This is a genomic window from Gorillibacterium sp. sgz306347, assembly GCF_059735245.1.
This window is the reverse complement of sequence record NZ_JCAPET010000007.1, coordinates 92,732-112,740: the sequence shown is the minus strand read 5'-3', so window position 1 is coordinate 112,740 and position 20,009 is coordinate 92,732. Positions and strand designations below refer to the sequence as shown.

Genomic DNA, 20,009 nt, shown 5'->3' with positions numbered 1-20,009 from the left:
TTCAGCGACTGGCCGGCCGGTTCCGGTTCGTGTTTCAGCTAACGGGAGTTAGGTGGTTAGACGGATGAAAGAACAGTTGTCCAAGCTGTTCGGTTGGACCGAACGCAGCAATACGGATGAGGTAAAACAGATCCCCATTCAGGAAATCGTCCCCAGTCCCTATCAGCCCCGGACTATTTTTGACGAGGAACGGATCGATGAATTGTGCCAAACGATCAAAACGCATGGCGTGATTCAGCCGATTGTCGTCCGGGTGCGGGATGGGAAATTTGAGATTATCGCGGGCGAGAGAAGGTACCGCGCGGTCCGCAAGCTGGGAATGGACGCCATTCCGGCGATCGTGCGCGAATTTAACGACTCGCAAGCGGCCTCCATTGCGCTGATTGAAAATTTGCAGCGCGAAGGGCTTACCGCTCTCGAAGAAGCGCTCGCTTATCAGCAGCTGATGGAAATCCATCAGCTGACGCAGGAGAGCCTTGCACAGCGGCTCGGGAAGAGCCAGTCGACGATAGCAAACAAGATCCGGCTTCTCCAGCTGCCCGATCAGGTGAAAAACGCCCTGTTGGACCGGAGCATCACCGAACGGCATGCCCGGGCATTGCTTTCCTTGGATAATGAACAATTGCAATTAAAAGTGTTAAGCGATATTATTACTAAAGAGTTGAATGTCAAACAAACCGAAGCCAGAATTGCTTTCTATAAGGAAGTAAACCGGACCAAAAAGCAAAAGCGCGTTTCTTTTTCCAAGGACGTCCGGCTTGCGCTCAATACGATCCGGCAATCGGTCGACATGGTATCCCATTCGGGACTGCCGATTCACACGACCGAGCAGAACCATGAAGACCGTTACGAAATCATCATCACCATACCGAAAAACAAGGCCTGAGCGTCCCGAACCGACAAAAAGATTTGTCATACGGAGAAGCCGGGATTGCCCTTCAGCCGAAATAGAAAGAGCCGTCTCCATGGCAGTCTTGTCCGGTCTAATAAGCCGTGCACAGGAAGCCGTTTTTCTTTCTGTAGGCTCTTTTTTTATGGTTGAAAGCGTTCCGGCGGGTATTCCTGTCATCTTCAACCCATCGCTATTGAAATAGAAGGATAACAGCTGGCTGCTGCACCGAAACTTTTAGGTAGTGCAGGGCGGGAGAGGCGAGGAAATCGGACAAGTTATCCGACGAGCGTAAGAGGCTCGCCGATCTCCAGACAGGTGTTATTCATCCATTTAGGGAGCAGCTAACAAGGTATAAATGATTCCGGGGTGAACATATTGGCCAAGATCATTGCAATAACGAATCAAAAAGGCGGGGTGGGAAAGACCACGACATCCGTTAATCTGGGCGCTTCTCTGGCGTATCTGGGCAAAAAGGTACTGCTGGTGGACATTGATCCGCAGGGCAATACAACAAGCGGAATCGGGGTTAACAAGGCGGACGTCAATAACTGCATTTACGATGTTCTAATCAACGATGTGCATCCGAAAGACGCCATGATGGATACGCAGATCGAAGGCCTGAAAATCATTCCGGCAACAATCCAGCTTGCGGGGGCCGAAATCGAACTGGTTTCGACCATCTCCCGCGAAGTCCGGCTGAAAAAATCGCTGCAGCTGGTCCAGCATATGTTTGATTACATCCTTATCGACTGCCCGCCGTCCCTGGGTATTCTTACGGTTAATTCACTGACTGCGGCCGACTCCGTCATCATTCCGATTCAGTGCGAATATTACGCATTGGAGGGATTGAGCCAGCTGCTGAACACCGTCCGGCTGGTTCAGAAGCACCTGAATCAAACGCTGCAAATCGAGGGCGTTCTGCTGACGATGTTCGACGCCCGAACCAACCTGGGCATTCAGGTTATTGAAGAAGTGAAGAAGTATTTTCAGCAAAAAGTTTATCAGACCATTATTCCGCGTAACGTACGGTTGAGCGAGGCGCCCAGCCATGGCCAATCGATCATCACCTATGACCCCCGTTCCAAAGGAGCGGAAGTTTATATGGAACTTGCCAAGGAAGTGGTTCAGTATGAATAAACGTTTGGGAAAAGGCCTCGATGCACTCATTCCTTCTTTAAACATCAATGACGATGATAAAGTAATCGAAATTCCGGTTGACCAGCTCCGCGCCAATCCATACCAGCCCAGGAAAACATTTACGGAAGAAGCGATGAACGAGCTTACGGCTTCCATTAAAGAGCACGGCGTCATTCAACCGATTGTCGTGCGCAGCGTGCTTCGCGGCTATGAAATCATCGCCGGTGAAAGACGCTACCGCGCGGCGCAGGCAAGCGGACTAAAGACTGTACCTGCGGTAGTGAAAGGCTTCACCGACCGTCAGGCCATGGAAATCGCGCTCATCGAGAACATCCAGCGGGAAGATTTGAACGCGATTGAGCTGGCGCTGGCTTACCAATCGCTCGCCGACCAGTTTCAGTTGACCCAGGAAGAGCTGTCCCTGAAAGTGGGCAAAAGCCGCTCGCACGTCGCGAACTTTTTGCGGCTGCTGCAGCTTCCGGATGAAATCAAAGATTATGTTTCACGTGGAACATTATCCATGGGACATGCAAGAGCCATTGCCGGCGTCAAAAGCGACAAGGTGAAAAAGCAGCTGGCGGAAGCGGCGGTTCGCGAGCAGTGGAGCGTCCGCGAGATGGAGGAAGAGATCAAACGGCTGGAGCAGCGGAAGGAGAAGGGGCAGGATAGCAAGAAGGCCCCGGCGAAAGGGAATCCTTTTATTGACCAGGCGGAGGAAAATCTTCGTTCCCACTTCCGGACAACGGTAAAAATCAAACACGGAAACAACAAAGGAAAAATCGAAATCGCCTACTATTCCGAAGACGATCTGCAGAGATTGCTGGATATGCTCCAGGGACTTCCGTCATAAAACGGCCGGAAAGCATACCGCCACAGTCCGTACTCCGGACCGGCGTATGCTTTTTTGTTCGTTAGCGGATCGAGTTGGGACGGTTAAAAAAAGCCGCAAATGGAGGCGTCGGGACGTGAAACGGGTATATTTAGATCATGCGGCCTCATCATGGCCGAAGCCGCCTGAAGTGTCGGCCGCCATGATCCGTTGGCTGGAGGATAATGGGGCAAACCCCGGGAGGGGAAGCCACCGGATGGCGATGGATGCTTCACGGGCCCTATACCGCTGTCGCATGGAGCTGGCGGGTCTGCTTGGGGTCGGAAACCCGAACGATATCAGCTTTACGTCCAACGCAACCGAAGCGCTGAATTTAGCGTTGAAGGGGTTCTTGAAAAAGGGAGACCACGTCGTCAGCACGGAGCTGGAGCATAACTCGGTGCGGCGCCCGTTGGAGTGGCTGCGTGCGGAACGCGGGATAGAGATAACCTATGTGCCTGCGGATGAGACGGGAGAACTGGAGCTCGATGCGGTGGAGCGGGCATTTCGTCCAAATTCCCGGCTTCTGGTATGCACCCACGCCTCCAATTTGCTGGGAACCGTTCAGCCGGTCGAGGAGCTGGCCCACATCAGCCATAAACACGGCTGCATGATTTTGGTGGATGCCGCGCAGACGGCAGGGACCTGTCCGATCGATATTGAGAAGATGGGGCTGGATATGGTTGCATTCCCGGGCCATAAAGGTCTTCTTGGCCCGCAAGGGACGGGAGGGTTGTACATTCGTTCCGGCGTGGAGGTGGAGCCGCTGTTCCATGGCGGAACAGGGAGCCGGTCGGAGGAAATCGTGCAGCCTAAAACGCGTCCCGATTGTTATGAGGCGGGAACGCGCAATACGGTGGGGATCGTCGGTTTGACCGAAGGCGTTCGGCATGTGCGGCGTGAGACGGTGGAAGCCATTCGGGGCAAGGAAGCGAGGCTGACGGACACGCTGCACAGAGGGCTTCTTGAGCTGGGGCCTGTCCGCTGCCTTGGACCGCTTCCGGGCAAGGAGAGGGTAGGGATTGTTTCTTTTACCGTTTCGGACAGGGATTCCTCCGAGATTGCCCATGAGCTGGACCGGAATTACGGGATTGCCGTCCGGGCCGGGTATCACTGCACGCCGCTTGGTCACAAAACGGCGGGAACGCTGCAAACGGGAGCCGTTCGGGTAAGCGTCGGATATACGACGGAAATGGACGAGGTCCATTGCTTTCTGGAGGCTATGCGGGCTATAGTGGGAAACGGCGCTTAACGCAAACAAAAAGGTGCGAATAAAAAGAGGGTGGAAGGATGGGGAACACAGTGGGCGAAACGGGATGGGACCCCGAAGTGTTTTTTGCAGCCGGGCTGGTTTTGTTTGGGCTCTCGTTCGTTCTGTTTCTGATCGTATGGATTCGGCTGGGCAAGTTGAACAAACGGTACAAACGCATGCTGAACGGCCAATCGGGCGCCGATTACGAGCAAGTGCTGATCAGCATTCAGGAGAAACTGAACGGCTGGGGACAGGAGACGGAAGCAAACCGCCGGAGTATTGAGTATTTGCAAGAACGCATGAAGCAGGGGAAAACCCGCGTGCAAACGCTGCGCTACAACGCCTTTGAACAAGGTGGAAGCGACATGAGCTTCTCCATCGCATTTGTTAACGATTATCAGGACGGCGTTCTGCTGACCGGCATTCACAGCCGGGAGCAAACCTATCTTTACGCCAAGCCGGTGGAAAAGGGCGCATCCCGTTATTCGCTCACTCCGGAGGAAAAGAAAGTGCTGGAGCAGGCAACGGAGCGAAAATAAGGCTTCGGAGGGTCAGCCGGCGGCAGCGAAACAGCTGCTATTGCTCCAGCCCGGCAGGCTTCGCAGCGCGGAAAACGGCGATCCGTCCGCTTCCGAGCAGCGAAAGGTAAATCGATTTGGCGATCAGGTCGGCAAGCTTCATAACCAGGCTTAAGCGTGTATTCTGAAGCACGAAGTATTCCATAAAGCCGCTTACGTTTACAATGCCCGTGATATGAATATGCCCGACCTCGGGAAGATCCTTGTTCACGCCGGCGCCGGGCTTTAAAGGGCCGGGGGACACCTTGACGCTGCCCACATTGGCCAGCTGCCCCAGACAGGCGTCGATTCCCACAAGGAAGGGATTGTCATATTCGCGGTCCAGCAGCTCCACGGTCTCATGCAGGTTCATGGCATGCACCGGTTCGTCCAGCGTGCCGTGGAGGTAGATGTCGCTGAAGCTGTACTTGCGCAGCCGGCTCCCTACCAAAGGGCCGAGAGAATCTCCCGTTGAGCGATCGGTGCCTACGCAAACAAACACGACGGGACGTTCCGGGGAAACCTGCTTGAAGCATTCCGTCAGCAAACCGGCGATGTCGGAAGCCACGCGATGCTCGGAGCTGGGGAAAAAACGCGGTGAAAAAGAGGGAGAAGGCTGGCAATCCGGAATGATCTTCATAACATTCCTCCGTCATCCAAGTATTTTTACTAGTATACGAAGGCAATGCTAGTTTTATACGCGGACCGCAAAATCAATTGGACCGTTGAAGGAGGGGGGCGGCGATGCTGCTCATTGCATTTGATTCCACGCAGCAAGCGCTGCGGATGGAGACGCTTCTGGATTATTCGGAAATCGAAGCGGACACGCAGCCGACCCCAAAAGAAATTACGGCGGGGTGTACGCTTTCGATCGGATTTGAAGAGGAAGCCTTGCCGGCTGTGGCCGCAATCATCAAAAGCGAACGGGTGGAAATAAAGGGGGTTTACCGTAAGGAAGGGAACGGGTATCGGCCGGTCGAAATAAACTGACCATCGCAGGGCATAAAAGAGGGAGGCGGACATCCGGATGACGATGGCATTCCTGCAGATAGCGGAATCCGTGCAAGAGGCCGAGGCGTTTTTTACAAGAGTGCGGAATTATTTTACGAATCCCGATTTGTGGACGACAATCTTTTATACGTTTATAAAAGTCGCCTTGATTCTGATTGTGGCGCGGATCATCAACCGGATCGCCAAGAAGACGATTACCCGCATGGTGATTGAACAGGGGAACAGAAAGCGGATGCGCGTCGACCCCCGGAGGGCGACAACCATCGGCCTGCTTGTGGAAAACGTCATCACCTATACGGTAAACTTCATCGCCATTCTGCTGATCTTGAGCCAATTCAACTTTCAGCTGGCTCCCCTTCTGGCAGGCGCCGGGGTGGTGGGGCTCGCGATCGGGTTTGGCGCACAAAGTATTGTGAAAGACGTGATCACCGGCTTTTTTATCATTTTCGAGGATCAGTTCGGCGTCGGGGACGATATTCAAACGGGCGCGTTTCGGGGAACCGTGGAATCGATCGGTCTGCGGGTCACGACGATCCGTTCCTGGACGGGCGAAATCTTCATTATCCCGAACAGCACCATCACCACCGTCACCAATTTCTCGGTCTATAACGCCATTGCAGTGGTGGATTTTTCGTTCAGCATCGAGGAAGACGCGGGCAAAACGGTGGAGAAGCTCAACGAGGTGCTGCGCGAGCTGCACGAGAAGGATGACAATGTGGTCAGCTTGCCCGTTGTAAAAGGCATCCAGACCGTTGGCGAAAACATTTCGGTGCGCATCAGCCTGGAATGCAAGCCGGACACCCGGCAGGATACCATTCGCCGGTTGAACCGGGAGCTGGAGGCAAAGCTGAAAGCGGCGGAAATCCCGCCGGTTAAAGCGGCGACGTATTTGCCGGACGAAAAGAGGTGAGGAAGGGTGGAGCGGAAACAGTTTCAGCTGGGGGATGTCGTGCAGATGAAAAAGCCGCATCCGTGCGGAACGAACGAAATGGAAATCATCCGCATGGGCATGGACATTCGCATCCGCTGCACGGGCTGCAAGCACAGCGTGCTGGTGCCCCGGGCCAAGTTTGAAAGCAAGATGAAAAAGGTGCTGCGGTCCAATCCGCAGGCCGCTGCAACGGAGCAGGAGCGGCGGGGAACGGCCGGCGAGCCGGAGTGAAAAATGGTTCGGGGTGGACGTGCGGCCTGGACGAAAATTCCCGTTGCGCGTGAGCTGCCGGTTGTGCTACAATATGCTTTGTCCGCATGAAGGACATGGAGAGGTACCCAAGAGGTCCAAGGGGGCTGACTCGAAATCAGTTAGGCGTGTCAAAGCGTGCGTGGGTTCGAATCCCACCCTCTCCGCCACCTACATAAGCAAGAGCCATTTGGGTTGAACAAATCCATCGGTGAACTAACCTTCTACGCTATAAGCACGTAGGGGGTTTTTTATATTTTCCGGGTTCGAATGATGGAGAGAGCAAGGGAGCAGTCTAAGCCAGGGACGGTCCCGGATGAGCGAATAAGGGAGGACGGCAGGATGAACGAGGATACGCGGCAAAGTGACAACCGGAGCTCCTGGAACACCGGCGCGTATGAAGCGTGGCTGGAGCGGTTCGGAACGCCCGGGCAGGCGGCGGCCAAGCTCAAGGAAGACCCGCGCAAACGGATCGGTCCGGTGCTGGCGGACATGGGGGAGCCGGTGGAGGGGAAACGGATTTACAACCTGCTCGGCTCGAACGGAAACAAAGCGGTCGCGCTCGCGCTGCTTGGGGCGGAGGCGATCGTGGTCGATTTCTCGGAGGAGAACGCCCGGTATGCGAGGGAGCTGGCGGAGGCGGCTGGTGTTCCGCTCCGGTACCTTGTCTCCGATGTCCTTGCTTTGCCGGAGGAGGAATTAACCGGCCGGGCCGATGTGGTCTTTATGGAGTTCGGGATTCTGCATTATTTTACCGACCTTGCGCCGTTGTTTGCCGTTTGCGTACGGCTTCTAAAGAAGGGCGGCCGTCTGGTATTGCAGGACTTTCACCCGGTTTCCGTGAAGCTCATTTCGTCGCGGGGAACGACCGCCAACATCCGCAAGCATAAGGTGACGGGAGATTACTTCGATACCGCCTTGCAGGAAAAAGAAGTGGCGTTCTCCAAATTCCGCTCCGGCGAGGGCGGGGAGCCGCACAAAGTGAAGCTGCGCAACTGGACGCTTGGCGAGATCGTGACGGCGGTGGCGGGCGCAGGGCTCTTCATCCGCCGGCTGGAGGAGCTGCCGAATCAATCGTCGGAGCAGTTCGACCGAGGCATTCCCAAAAGCTTTACGCTGATTGCCGAAAGGCTTTAAACCCCGGAAACGGAATGCGGACAGCCCAAGAAAGAGGAAGCTCATACGAGCAGTTGACAGTTTGCTTATATAGCCTCCGGCCGGACTGCCCGCAGGAACCGTTATCCCGGCTTGCGCGAAACCCTTATCCGTTTTTCGTCTTGCGGTGCCATTTGCGGTTGTGATTGCTCGTTTCCGGGAACGTCTGGCCTTTTTTGAGCGTGATTTGCATCGGATCGTTGATGCCGGTGATCATGTCGTTTTCGCCGATTTCAATATAGACGCCGTCATTCGGGGCATGGTCCCCGGGCCGGAATTCCGTACGTTCGCCCATCGGTTTCACCTCCGTTCGGGTTTAGTTTGAACCCCGGAGCCGCGAGGTATAAATGGCAGTTTCAAGGCGAACGAGAGGGATTTTCAAAAGCAGTGCTAATTTTCTTGTGTTTGGGCTTCAAAAATGATAAACTATTTCGGTGCGAGTTTCTTTAAACGTTATCTCGCTCCTTGCTCCTTCGGCATCTTTGGATGCCCGCTGCCCAAGAGGGAGCCGCCAAGTCCATAAGGAGGTGAATCAAACATGCGCAAGTACGAAGTGATGTACATCATTCGTCCTGACATCGAAGAACAAAACGTTCAGGCCGCTGTCGAGAAATTTCAAACCATCATTGCAAACGGTGGCGAAGTGATCAAAAGCGAAGTCATGGGAAAACGCCGTCTCGCTTACGAGATCAAGAAGTTCCGTGACGGTTTCTACGTTCTTGTTCATTTCAACGCAACCCCCGAGGTTGTTGCCGAGCTTGAGCGCGTGATGAAGATTTCGGATGAAGTGATCCGTTATCTGATCGTCAACATCGACCACGTCGCGTAAGTTGCCCCGTTTTAATTGCCGCCGTGAGGAGGAAACAAGATGTTGAATCGCGTTATTCTGATCGGAAGATTAACCCGTGATCCGGAGCTTCGCTACACGCCGTCCGGTGTCGCCGTTACCCAGTTTACCCTTGCGGTGGACCGTCCGTTCACGAATCAGCAGAACGAGCGGGAAGCCGATTTCATACCGGTCGTCACCTGGCGCCAATTGGCCGAAACCTGCGCCAATTACCTGCGCAAGGGCCGTCTGGCCGCGGTGGAAGGCCGCATGCAGGTTCGGAATTACGACAACAACGAAGGCCGCAAAGTGTATGTGACCGAAGTGGTCGCCGACAACGTGCGCTTCCTGGAGTCGCCGAACCGCGAGGGAGGTCCGCAAGGAGGAAACCGGGACGAAATGGCAGGCAGCCGGTACAGTGGCGGAAACGGCGGCGGAAGGAACCGGGAACAGCAGGATCCCTTCGCGGACGACGGCAAGCCGATCGACATATCGGATGATGATTTGCCATTTTAACTCGAAAGGACTGAAACAAGATGAGCGTTAACAAACGCGAAGGCGGAGAAGAGCGCGGCGAGCGCAAGTTCGGAGGCCGCAAAGGCCGCAACAAGCGCCGCAAAGTGTGCTACTTCACCGTCAACAAGATCAAATATATCGATTACAAGGACACCGAAACGCTGCGCAAGTTCATCAGTGAACGCGGCAAGATTCTGCCCCGCCGTGTAACCGGAACGTCCGCCAAGTACCAACGCATGCTGACGACGGCCATTAAACGGTCCCGTCAAATCGCGCTTCTGCCGTACACCACGGAGTAATCCGAATGAAGCAGCCGGGAAACCGGCTGCTTTTTATTTGCCGGGGCAAGCGATTTGCCGCCGGGCGGACCGTGCCGAACCCGGCGGGGTTATGCTATAATGAGGGGTAAAGTCTGATCAAGAGAGTTGAGTGAAGCTGGGTGAACCGTAAGTTCAAGGGCGTCTGGATGCCGCTCCTGTGGAGTCTCATCCACCTGATTTTGATTTTTTCCTTTTTTATACCGGGCATTAACCTGCTGACCGTTCATCTGATGATGGTCACCACGCTGTATCTGTATTTGAAGCTGCCGTTAAAAGGCTTTGTGCCGGTCTATGCCGTCAACCTCGGGATTCTGGCGCTGATCGGAGGCGGGGAGTTTACCTTTTTGCTGCTGGGTCTGCCCCTGTTCTTCCTGCCGGCTTCCCTGGTGATGGGAGCCTTGTACAAAAAACGGGCGTCGGCTTTCAAAGCGCTGGCAGGCGGCGGTCTGACCCTGGTCGCAGAGTTGATCGCTATACTGGTAGGGATGAGAATCGCGGGTTACGATCCGTTTGGCTATATGAAGGACATGATGAGCGACAGCCTGAATACGATGCCGGCCGGGCTTGTCACCGTGGACGCGGCGGCGCTGAACGCCTTTTTCCATACGGTGCAGATGCTTTCTCCGCTGATGATGCTGATGATCGGCGCGTACTACGCCCTGATTACGCATTTGCTCTCCCGTTGGATTCTGACGGCTTCCAATCTCGCCATTCCGGCGCTTCCGCCTATGCGGAGCTGGAAGCTTCCCCGAACGACCGCCTGGTATTTCCTCGGCATTCTGATTCTCAGCATGTTTGTCAACGCGCAGAGCGGCTCGATTCTGACGATGGCGATCCTGAACATTTTGCCGGTGCTGACTATCATGCTGGCGGTTCAGGCGCTGTCCTTTCTGTTTTTTCTCGTTCACCGGTTTCGATGGAACAAAGCGATTCCCTGGCTGGCGGTTGTCCTGGTGCTGATGTGGAGCGCCGGGCTGTACATCGCGGTTTTCATAGGCCTCCTGGACACCCTTTTTCCGCTGAGGGAGAAGCTGACCGATAAATCATGACGGGCGGAGGGGCGTAGCGCAATGCCGAAGAAATTGTTGAATCGCTGGCATGGGCATCACGTGCTGTTGGGGTTCCTGCTGCTGGTCGGGTTGTCGGCGGGATTGTTCTTCTATAACCGGCCGCTAGGCATCGGCGGGCTGGTGCTGGCGGCCGTTCTGGCCGTCTACACGCTTTATGCCGAAAGAGGGTTCCGAAAGGAACTGAACCGCTATTTGGCCACCCTGTCGCAGCGGGTCAAGAAAGCGGGCAACCAGGTGATCCGGGACATGCCAATCGGCATCATCCTGTACGACGAAGAAAAGCGGATCGAGTGGCACAATCCGTTTCTGGGCGAAATGCTCGGCAGGGAATCGGTGATTGGAGAGCCGCTGGGCGATGCGATACCCGAATGGAAAAAGAAAGAGAAGGAAGCGGCCCAGACGTTCGAGCTTGAAGGCCGGACGTATCAGGCGCAGGTGAAGGAAGACGAGCGGCTGATTTTTATCCGGGACGTTACGGAGGAAACCAAGCTCCGGCAGACGTATCTGGAGGAACGAATCGGCATCGGCCTTGTGATGCTGGATAACCTGGAGGAAGCGAGCCAGGGGATGGACGATCAGACCCGCAGCATCATGCTCGCCAAGGTGACAAGCGTGATCAACGAGTGGGCCCAGAAAAACAACCTGTACCTGCGGAGACTGGCCTCCGACCGCCACATGTTCCTGATGAACCAAAAGGCGCTTTCCGCCCTGGAGCAGGACCGCTTCGGCATCCTGGACGACGTGCGGGACATGACGGCCGACCAGAAGGTGCCGATCACGCTCAGTATGGGCGTGGCCTCCGGCATGAGTGGCATTGCCGAGCTTGGCCAGATGGCCCAGTCGAGTCTCGACATGGCCCTCGGCCGCGGAGGCGACCAGGTGGCGGTGCGGGTCGGCGACAAGACCGTTTTTTACGGCGGCCGCACGAATGCGGTGGAGAAGCGGACGCGGGTCCGCGCCCGGGTTATCGCCCACGCGCTGCGGGATTTGATCAAGGAAAGCGACCGCGTGGTAATCATGGGGCACAAGAACCCCGATTTGGATTCCATCGGCGCAGCCATCGGCATTCTGAAGGGCGTCCAGGCGCATAAAAAGGAAGGGTTCATCGTGGTCGACACGATCAGCCCGTCCATTCAAAAGCTGATGGACGCCGTCAATGAAGACGAGAAGCTGGCGAAGTGGTTCATCTCGCCCGACCAGGGACAGCAGATCACCACCCCGCGCACGCTGGTCATCGTGGTGGACACCCACAAGGCGTCCATGGTGGCGGAAGCCCGCCTTTTGCAGCAGACGAACCGTCTGGTGGTGATCGACCATCACCGGCGGGGCGAGGATTACCTGCAGGACGCGATGCTGATCTACATGGAGCCGTATGCATCCTCCGCCTGCGAGCTGGTAACCGAGCTGATCCAGTACATTCACGAACGGCTGTCGCTGGGCGTGATCGAAGCGACGGCGCTTCTCGCCGGGATGATGATGGACACCAAAAATTTCAGCGTCCGCACCGGCTCGCGGACGTTCGACGCCGCCTCCTACCTGCGGCGAAGCGGCGCCGACATGGCGCTGATTCAGCAGCTGCAAAAGGAAGATCTCAAAACGTACGTGAACAAGGCGAATATCATCCAGCATGCGGAGATTTTCTATGACCGGATCGCGCTCGCCGTATCGGAGCCCGGGCAATCCTACCCGCAGGTGCTGATCGCGCAAGCGGCCGATACCCTGCTCGGCATGTCGGGGATCATCGCATCCTTTGTTATCGCCGAACGGCCGGACGGCCTGATCGGCATCAGCGCCCGCTCGACGGGGGATTTGAACGTCCAGGTGCTGATGGAGCAGATGGGCGGGGGCGGACATCTTTCGAACGCCGCCACGCAGCTGGAAGGAACGCTGGACGAGGCGGAGACCCGCCTGATGGAGCTTATCCGAAACACTATGATGGAAGAGGGGATTGCGGAATGAAAGTCATCCTTTTAAAAGACGTGAAAGGCCAGGGCAAGCGCGGCGAAATCAAGGAAGTGTCCGAAGGCTACGCCACCAACTTCCTGTTTAAACAAGGGCTGGCCAAGCCGGCGACCGACGGCAACATCAAGACGCTGGACCAGCAAAAGCAATCCGAAGCCAAGAAGAAAGAGCAGGAAAAAGAGGATGCCCGCAAGCTGGCCGAGAAGCTGTCCGGCCTGACGGTCGTCATCAAGCACAAAGCGGGAGAAGGCGGCCGGCTGTTCGGCTCGATCACGACCAAGCAAATCGCCGAGGAGCTGCAGAAATCGCACCAGATCGCCATCGACAAACGCAAGATGGTGCTGGACGAACCGATCCGCGCACTGGGGACCACCAACATTCCGGTGAAGCTCTATCCCGACATTACCGGAACCTTGAAGGTTCAAGTAACCGAGGAATAAGAGCAGATGGAAGGGGAACTTCTGCTTCAAGGCGTCCCGCCGCAAAACACGGAAGCCGAACAAGCCGTGCTCGGGGCGATTCTGCTGGACGGAGAATCGCTGCTGACGGCGATGGAACGGCTGTCGCCCGAGGATTTCTACCGTCCCGCGCACCGCAACATCTTTGAAAGCATGATCGCGCTGTCGGAAGGCGACGATCCGGTCGACCTGATCACTCTGACCGCAAAGCTGCAAGCGCGCGGCCAGCTGGAGGAGTCGGGCGGCGTCTCGTATTTGGCCGAGCTGGCCAATTCGGTTCCGACCGCAGCCAACATCGATTATTACGCCCAGATCGTCGAAGAGAAATCGATGCTCCGCCGTCTGATCCGGGCGGCGACGCAGATCGTTTCCAACGGGTACGCCAGCGCCGAAGACGTCGGCGGCCTGCTGAGCGAAGCGGAGCAGCGGATCACCGAAATCTCCAACCGGCGGTCGGGCACAGGCTTTATCGCCATCCGCGACGTGCTGATGGAAGTGTTCGAACGCGTCGAATTCCTGAACCAGAACAAGGGCGGAACCACAGGCATCGGGTCGGGCTTCCGCGACCTGGACAAGATGACGTCCGGCTTTCAGCGGTCGGACCTGATCATCGTCGCGGCCCGGCCTTCCGTCGGGAAAACCGCCTTTGCGCTCAACATTGCCCAGAATGTCGGGGTGCGCGAGAAGGAGACGGTCGCCATTTTCAGTCTGGAAATGGGCGCCGCCCAGCTGGTGCAGCGGATGATTTGCGCCGAAGCGAACGTCGACGCAGGGAGGCTGCGGACCGGCGCGCTGGAGCCGGACGATTGGGAGAAGCTGACGATGGCGATCGGCTCGCTGTCGGAAGCGGAGATCTACATCGACGATTCCCCGTCCGTGACCGTCACCGACATCCGCGCCAAATGCCGCCGGCTCAAAAAGGAACGCGGCCTCGGCATGATTTTGATCGATTACCTGCAGCTGATCCACGGCCGCGGCAAAGGCGGGGAGAACCGGCAGCAGGAGGTCTCGGAAATTTCCCGGACGCTCAAGCAAATCGCCCGTGAGCTGGAAGTGCCGGTTATCGCCTTGTCCCAGCTCAGCCGGGGCGTGGAGCAGCGCCAGGACAAGCGTCCGATGATGTCCGACCTTCGGGAATCGGGTTCGATCGAGCAGGACGCCGACATCGTCGCCTTCCTGTACCGGGATGATTATTACAACCAGGAATCCGAGAAAAAGAACATCATTGAAATCATCATTGCCAAGCAGCGGAACGGCCCCGTCGGCACGGTGGAGCTGGCCTTTCTCAAAAACTACAACAAATTCGTCAGCCTCGACCGCAGCCATCAGGAAGCGGCCGCGGCCCGTGCATAATGGCGGAAAACGTCCTCCTTTCATCCCGGTTAACGGGAATGAGGGGAGGGCGTTTTTGCATGAGGCGAGGAAAAAGAACGGGGGTTGGTCGCGGCAGGCAATGGTAGGCCGATGTCAGATGATAGATATCCGAACATTTAACAGATAGTTAGTAGAATCGTTCGCTTTTAAATTGACTTTGGCTATCGGGACTGCTACACTGAGTATGCTGCCTGCCAAAGGCGGCTAATTTGGGTGTCTGCCAAGGCGCCTTTACGGGGGAATGAAGATGTCGACCGTAGTAGTTGTCGGAACCCAATGGGGAGACGAGGGAAAGGGCAAAATTACCGATTTTCTGGCCGAATCGGCCGAAGTGGTGGCCCGCTACCAAGGGGGAAACAACGCCGGACATACGATCCTGATCAACGAAAAGAAATACAAACTGACGATGATTCCATCGGGCATTTTCTATAACGACAAGATGTGCATTATCGGGAACGGAACCGTAATCAACCCGGGAGCGTTGATTGAGGAAATCGCTTACATAAAGGAGAACGGGTTCTCTACGAGCAACCTGAAGATCAGCGACCGGGCGCACGTGATTATGCCGTACCATCTGGTGCTTGATAAATTGGAAGAGGAACGCAAGGGCGACAGCAAAATCGGAACGACCGGGAAAGGCATTGGCCCCTGCTATATGGACAAGGCGGCCCGTTCCGGCATCCGGGTGGCCGACCTGCTGAACCCGGCCGAATTCGAACGGAAGCTGCGCCGGAACGTAAAGGAAAAGAACGAGCTGATCGAGCAGGTCTACGCGGGCAAGGGCGTCGACGTAGAGGAAATTCTGCAAAGCTATCTGGGGTATGCGGAAGAGCTGCGTCCTTACGTAACGGACACCTCGGTCGTTCTGAACGATGTCATCGACCAGGGCAAGCGGGTGCTGTTTGAGGGCGCTCAGGGCGTCATGCTGGACATCGACCACGGGACCTATCCGTTCGTGACCTCCTCCAATCCGTCGGCCGGCGCGGTGTGTATCGGATCGGGGGTTGGCCCGACCAAGATTCATCAGATTATCGGCGTAGCCAAAGCCTACACGACGCGGGTCGGAGACGGCCCGTTCCCGACGGAGCTGAACAACGAAATCGGCGACATCATCCGCGAGACCGGCCATGAATACGGCACGGTGACGGGACGTCCGCGCCGGGTCGGCTGGTTTGACAGCGTCGTTGTCCGCCACGCCCGCCGGGTGAGCGGCATCACCGGCCTTTCGCTCAACTCGCTGGACGTGCTGACGGGCCTTCCGACGGTGAAGATTTGCACCGGCTATCATTATCGCGGCGAGCTGATCGAGCACTACCCGGCCAGCCTCGACGTGCTGAACGAATGCGAAGCCGTATACGAGGAGCTGCCCGGCTGGACGGAGGACATCACCGGCGTCCGTTCGCTGGATGACCTTCCGGTCAATACCCGCCACTACTTGAACCGGGTGTCCGAGCTGACCGGCATTCCGGTGTCGATCTTCTCGGTAGGCCGCAACCGCGAGCAAACCAACCAGGTTCGTCCGATTTACATCTAACCGGCTGAGCCGGCAATCGAAAAGACGGTCCCATTTCCGGGGCCGTCTTTTTTGTGATCCGATCAGGCGGAACCGGGGCGGACAAGCCCTGTCCGGGGGAAAACCGGTTATGCCTCCTTTTTTCTGTCGATACTGGTGAAAGCCGCTGCCCGGCTTTCAGGCCGGCGTGTGGCGGAAGGGAGAGACGAGCATGACCAAGCTGCTGTTTTGGATCGGCAAACGAATGGCGGAAGCGATTCTGATCTCCGCCGTCAGCGTGGCCGTTACTTGGATGACCGTGCGGATCTATCTGGACCGTGTCATGGAATCGTATCATTGGCAGTCGGCGGACGCCGGCCTGACGGATGTGCTGGAGGCGTTTCTGGCGGACCCGGAGGGAACGGTACCGGCCGGTTCCGGGCCGGGTGCAAAAGCGGCCGATACAAGTGCTCAAACGGAAAGCGAGAGCGGTTCGACGGTACCGGCCCCAGGGGCAGGGGAGGGCAAAAGCTTTCGTGAGCGCACCGGTCAAGCGGAGGCCGACGCCCTGCCCGGACCGGGCGGCTCTTCGTCGCCAATGCCGAGCGTGTCTGGTGACGGAACATCCGGGAACGATGGAAAGGAACGGGTGGAAGCGCTCGGGGGAGAAGCATTCGGGAAGCAAGCGCCGGGACAGGCCCGCGTCGCTTTTTCCCCGGAGGAGGTGCTGGCGTGGAAGGAAAAGCTGTCTGCGGCGGATAAGGCGCAGGTATACGACCTGCTGCAAAAGGGCCTCGCGGAAGAAGATATGCAGCGGCTGGCGGAGAAGCTGGAGGGCGGGATCACCGCCGAAGAGTGGGCGGACATTCAATCCGCACTTCGTTCAAAACTTCAGGCGAATGATTACGACAAGCTTCTGCATATAATGAACAAATATTGAATAGTCACACAATTGTGATCGTTTTCGGTTGAAACGTCCGCAAATCTTGTGCTACTCTATTAAAAGCATATGAAGAAATGCGACTTTTTACAGGGGGACGGCCTTGGTTGTCCTACCGGGGGAGCATTTTGCCGCCGGATTCCGTCATTTTCTGTCGATTGAATGCGCTGGTGCAGCTGGACCGGCCGATCGCCGGCCTTTGTTTTTAACCGGCCGTTTCAGGAGAAAGACGGATTCCATTAAGCCGTTGCAGGTTTGCTGATCTACATAGGAACCAATGAGGGCGTTCGACAAGACGGGGTTTGGACCGGTTTCGGACGGCGAGACGCAGGCGCGGGCGGACAACGATTCAAAAGGAGAACCACACATGACAGGTAATAAGAGGATGGAATGGCTTCGCAGCCTGCTGTTCCGGAAACGGGAACAGGCGCCGAAGACAGGCCAACGCTCGACTGCCGACATAGCACTAATCGAAGAAACGACCGAAAAAAGCAAAGCCGAGCACCCGAAGAAGCAGACGAAGCGGGCAGGGGGCGCAGGCGTGAAGCCGGCAGCGGCCGGCAAGAAGCGCACCGCGGGCGGCAAAGCCGCAGGGAATGCAGGCGGTGCAGGGGCGAAAGCAAAAGCGGCCGGAGCCAAATCCGGCGGCGGCAAGAAGGCGGGGGCAAGCGCAGCCGCCAAAAGCCGCAAACCGGCCGCGGGCAAGAAGAACGCCGCGTCGGTCAACAACGTGCCGGCGGCACAGGACGGCGTAGCGGCAGCCGCCGCAAAGGCCTGCGGAGCGGAGCATAGCGGGCAGACGGCGCCGGCCGTGCATATCCGCGGACGCAGCGGCGGTGAGGCCGGGCGCGCGGACAGCGCGGCGGCGAAGAAGCCGTCCGCGCCGATGCTGGCGGCGGCGGTGCAGCCGAAGGCCGCTGCGCGCGCCGAAGCGGGCAAGCGTGCTGCGGCACAGCCGCAGGAGCCGGCGAAGCGGCCGGAAGCGGCGGCAAGCGCGCTGCCTGCGGCGGACGAACGCGCGGCCAGCGTGACGGAGGCGGCTGCGGAGCTGCGGCAGCCGGAGGCGCCGGCAGCCGCTTCAGCGGAGCCTGCGCAGGGCGCCGGGGCCGCGGTTGCGGAGCAAGCCGCGCACGAGCCGGCCGTTGCCGAGGCGGAACGCGTGCTGCCGGCTGCGGAAGGCCAGCAGCCGCTGGAGGCGCTCCCGCTGCAGGTCATCGCGAAGCGGCCCTCCAAATGGAGAAGGGCGCTGTCCATCGGCGCGGCAGCGGCCTCGCTGCTGATCGTCGCCGGGATTACCTTGGGCGGCCACCGTTACGTGGAGGCCAACACGCAGGAAGTGTACCACTTGTACAAGAACGGAACCGAGCTGGGCGTCATCAGCGATCCCAAGCTGGTCGACGAATTAAAGATTTCCAAGTACAAGGAATTAACCCAGCGTTACCCGGATACCCAGATGGTTTTGGAAACCGAAGGCATCGTCATCACTGCTGAAAAGGCTTTCAAGCCGGAAACGGACGACGAAGGGGCGCTGAAGCGCCTTGCCGCACTGTTCGATTCCCACGCCATCGGCACGGAGCTGGTGATCGACGGCAAGACGGTGGCGGTTCTCGACAGCGAGGAAACCGCCGAGGCCGTGCTGAAGCAAATCAAGGAGCCGTTCCTTCCCGAGGACGCCAAAGCGGAAGCGAAAGCGGCGAAGAAGGACAGCAGGCTGAAGGTGTCGATGCTTTCGCTCGACAGCACGGAAGCAACCGAGGCCGAAGAGAACACGGAATTCACGCAGAAGGTCGAGCTTCGCACGGTGGAAACCGTGCCGGGAAGCTTTGACGATCCCGATGAACTGCTGAAGACGCTGCGGACCGGCAATGTCGGACCGCGCGAATACACGGTGGTGCAGGGTGATGTACTGGGCACCATTGCCGAGAAGTTTGACATCACGACCGAAGCGATCCATAAGAACAATCCGGAAATCAAAGGCGACTTTATCCGCGAGGGCCAAAAGCTGAACCTGACGGTTCTGCAGCCGGCACTGACGGTGAAGACGGTTGAAGAGGTGACCGAGACCGAGGAGATTCCGTTCGGCACGAAGGTCATCCGCGACCCGGAGGTCAAGGACGGCATCGTGAAAAAGGTCAGTGAAGGAACCAACGGCAAGAAAAAGCTGGTGTTCCGGGTGACAAAGCTGAACGGGGAGGTCGCACAGGAGGAGCTCATCAAAGAAGAAATTCTTCTGGAGCCGGTGCAGGCCGTCATCCGCAAGGGAACCAAAGTGATCAAAGGCGAAGGCACCGGCAATTTTGCCTGGCCCGTCCTGTCCGCCAGTCTCAGCAGCGGATATGGCATGCGCTGGGGCAAGATGCACAAAGGCATTGACCTGACATCCGGCAACAAGAACATTTTGGCCGCCGACAATGGAGTGGTCACCGATACCGGCTTCCGGTACGATTACGGCAAGTACATTATCATCAATCATAACAACGGCTATGAAACCATGTACGCCCACCTCAGCATGATCAACGTCAAGAACGGCCAAACGGTCGAAAAAGGCGAGAAGATCGGCTACATGGGCAGCACCGGCGATTCCACCGGGGTGCATCTGCATTTTGAGGTTCATCGGGAAGGCGCGCTGCAAAACCCGCTGAAATTTTTGAGCCGATAACGGTTCGGCGCCGCTGACCGCCTTTTCCATAACACGTTGCGTCAGGCTGCAGGAGCAGCCTGACGTTTTCATTTTCCCGGCTTCCGGCGACGGGCTTTTGGTGATGGCCTAACGCTCGAATGAACGAGGGAAAGCGGGCCGTTTTCCAGCCGAAAACACACAAACGAACCGCCGCCAAACAAAGCGGAGGCGGGGCAAGTATGATACAATAAGAGGATAGCGGGCAACCGAAAAAGACCGGCGGAACGCGCCCGGTCCGCCCGCCGGCGCCGCCGCCGAATCCGGCCGATGGATGGCCGGGGACCGGGATGGCGGTTGACCGATTGTGCGGAGGTGCCAC

Annotated in this window: 21 protein-coding genes and 1 tRNA gene; 20 read left to right on the top strand and 2 right to left on the bottom strand. The window is 57.3% G+C overall.

Annotated elements, in window-relative coordinates:
• Window positions 1-64: 64 nt before the first annotated feature.
• The 5 genes from noc to AC6I6H_RS06210 all read left to right on the top strand — a co-directional run bounded on the left by noc (window position 65) and on the right by AC6I6H_RS06210 (window position 4,688).
• Window positions 65-886 (top strand): nucleoid occlusion protein, encoded by an 822-nt coding sequence (noc, locus tag AC6I6H_RS06230; protein ID WP_497952871.1) that lies wholly within the window; start codon window positions 65-67, stop codon window positions 884-886.
• A gap of 381 nt (window positions 887-1,267) precedes the next feature.
• Entirely contained in the window at window positions 1,268-2,029 is a 762-nt protein-coding gene (locus tag AC6I6H_RS06225) for a ParA family protein (RefSeq protein WP_497952870.1), read from the top strand.
• Window positions 2,022-2,879 carry a ParB/RepB/Spo0J family partition protein gene (locus AC6I6H_RS06220; protein ID WP_497952869.1) on the top strand — a complete coding sequence of 286 codons (858 nt, stop codon included), beginning with the start codon at window positions 2,022-2,024 and terminating at the stop codon, window positions 2,877-2,879. The genes AC6I6H_RS06225 and AC6I6H_RS06220 overlap by 8 nt, the downstream gene beginning before the upstream one ends.
• 115 nt (window positions 2,880-2,994) lie before the next feature.
• Entirely contained in the window at window positions 2,995-4,149 is a 1,155-nt protein-coding gene (locus tag AC6I6H_RS06215) for an aminotransferase class V-fold PLP-dependent enzyme (protein WP_497952868.1), read from the top strand.
• Window positions 4,150-4,187: 38 nt separating this feature from the next.
• Window positions 4,188-4,688, top strand: coding sequence for a DUF4446 family protein (locus AC6I6H_RS06210; protein WP_497952867.1), 501 nt, complete (start codon window positions 4,188-4,190; stop codon window positions 4,686-4,688).
• Between the two features lie 37 nt (window positions 4,689-4,725).
• Here AC6I6H_RS06210 and yyaC read toward each other — a convergent pair whose 3' ends face one another.
• Complete coding sequence (yyaC, locus tag AC6I6H_RS06205) at window positions 4,726-5,346, bottom strand: spore protease YyaC (RefSeq protein ID WP_497952866.1); 621 nt, start codon at window positions 5,344-5,346, stop codon at window positions 4,726-4,728.
• Between the two features lie 104 nt (window positions 5,347-5,450).
• On the opposite strand from yyaC, the gene AC6I6H_RS06200 reads away from it, so the two are divergent.
• From AC6I6H_RS06200 to AC6I6H_RS06180, 5 genes are all read left to right on the top strand, one after another.
• Window positions 5,451-5,696, top strand: coding sequence for a putative Se/S carrier protein (locus AC6I6H_RS06200; RefSeq protein WP_497952865.1), 246 nt, complete (start codon window positions 5,451-5,453; stop codon window positions 5,694-5,696).
• A 37-nt stretch (window positions 5,697-5,733) separates the two neighbouring features.
• Window positions 5,734-6,627, top strand: coding sequence for a mechanosensitive ion channel family protein (locus AC6I6H_RS06195; protein ID WP_497952864.1), 894 nt, complete (start codon window positions 5,734-5,736; stop codon window positions 6,625-6,627).
• Window positions 6,628-6,633: 6 nt separating this feature from the next.
• Window positions 6,634-6,879, top strand: coding sequence for a DUF951 domain-containing protein (locus AC6I6H_RS06190; protein ID WP_497952863.1), 246 nt, complete (start codon window positions 6,634-6,636; stop codon window positions 6,877-6,879).
• 97 nt (window positions 6,880-6,976) lie between these two features.
• Window positions 6,977-7,067: transfer RNA gene (locus AC6I6H_RS06185), tRNA-Ser, on the top strand.
• 172 nt (window positions 7,068-7,239) lie between these two features.
• Window positions 7,240-8,034 (top strand): class I SAM-dependent methyltransferase, encoded by a 795-nt coding sequence (locus tag AC6I6H_RS06180; RefSeq protein ID WP_497952862.1) that lies wholly within the window; start codon window positions 7,240-7,242, stop codon window positions 8,032-8,034.
• A 124-nt stretch (window positions 8,035-8,158) separates the two neighbouring features.
• On the opposite strand, the gene AC6I6H_RS06175 is transcribed toward AC6I6H_RS06180, so the two are convergent.
• A complete protein-coding gene (locus AC6I6H_RS06175; protein WP_497952861.1) occupies window positions 8,159-8,347 on the bottom strand; it encodes a YjzC family protein in 189 nt (62 codons plus the stop codon).
• A 243-nt stretch (window positions 8,348-8,590) separates the two neighbouring features.
• On the opposite strand from AC6I6H_RS06175, the gene rpsF reads away from it, so the two are divergent.
• The 10 genes from rpsF to AC6I6H_RS06125 all read left to right on the top strand — a co-directional run bounded on the left by rpsF (window position 8,591) and on the right by AC6I6H_RS06125 (window position 19,669).
• Complete coding sequence (gene rpsF, locus AC6I6H_RS06170) at window positions 8,591-8,881, top strand: 30S ribosomal protein S6 (protein WP_497952860.1); 291 nt, start codon at window positions 8,591-8,593, stop codon at window positions 8,879-8,881.
• 39 nt (window positions 8,882-8,920) lie between these two features.
• On the top strand, window positions 8,921-9,394 hold the full coding sequence (gene ssb, locus AC6I6H_RS06165) for a single-stranded DNA-binding protein (RefSeq protein ID WP_497952859.1): 474 nt from the start codon (window positions 8,921-8,923) through the stop codon (window positions 9,392-9,394).
• A 20-nt stretch (window positions 9,395-9,414) separates the two neighbouring features.
• Window positions 9,415-9,693, top strand: a complete 279-nt coding sequence (rpsR, locus tag AC6I6H_RS06160; RefSeq protein ID WP_497952858.1) for a 30S ribosomal protein S18 — start codon at window positions 9,415-9,417, stop codon at window positions 9,691-9,693.
• Window positions 9,694-9,833: 140 nt separating this feature from the next.
• Window positions 9,834-10,763 carry a DUF2232 domain-containing protein gene (locus tag AC6I6H_RS06155; protein ID WP_497952857.1) on the top strand — a complete coding sequence of 310 codons (930 nt, stop codon included), beginning with the start codon at window positions 9,834-9,836 and terminating at the stop codon, window positions 10,761-10,763.
• Between the two features lie 21 nt (window positions 10,764-10,784).
• A complete protein-coding gene (locus tag AC6I6H_RS06150; protein ID WP_497952856.1) occupies window positions 10,785-12,743 on the top strand; it encodes a DHH family phosphoesterase in 1,959 nt (652 codons plus the stop codon).
• Window positions 12,740-13,186 carry a 50S ribosomal protein L9 gene (rplI, locus tag AC6I6H_RS06145; protein WP_497952855.1) on the top strand — a complete coding sequence of 149 codons (447 nt, stop codon included), beginning with the start codon at window positions 12,740-12,742 and terminating at the stop codon, window positions 13,184-13,186. The genes AC6I6H_RS06150 and rplI overlap by 4 nt, the downstream gene beginning before the upstream one ends.
• A gap of 6 nt (window positions 13,187-13,192) precedes the next feature.
• Window positions 13,193-14,557, top strand: a complete 1,365-nt coding sequence (gene dnaB / locus AC6I6H_RS06140; protein ID WP_497952854.1) for a replicative DNA helicase — start codon at window positions 13,193-13,195, stop codon at window positions 14,555-14,557.
• A gap of 268 nt (window positions 14,558-14,825) precedes the next feature.
• Window positions 14,826-16,112 (top strand): adenylosuccinate synthase, encoded by a 1,287-nt coding sequence (locus AC6I6H_RS06135; RefSeq protein ID WP_497952853.1) that lies wholly within the window; start codon window positions 14,826-14,828, stop codon window positions 16,110-16,112.
• Window positions 16,113-16,302: 190 nt separating this feature from the next.
• Window positions 16,303-17,010, top strand: coding sequence for a hypothetical protein (locus tag AC6I6H_RS06130; protein ID WP_497952852.1), 708 nt, complete (start codon window positions 16,303-16,305; stop codon window positions 17,008-17,010).
• 367 nt (window positions 17,011-17,377) lie between these two features.
• On the top strand, window positions 17,378-19,669 hold the full coding sequence (locus AC6I6H_RS06125) for a peptidoglycan DD-metalloendopeptidase family protein (protein WP_497952851.1): 2,292 nt from the start codon (window positions 17,378-17,380) through the stop codon (window positions 19,667-19,669).
• Window positions 19,670-20,009 lie beyond the last annotated feature (340 nt).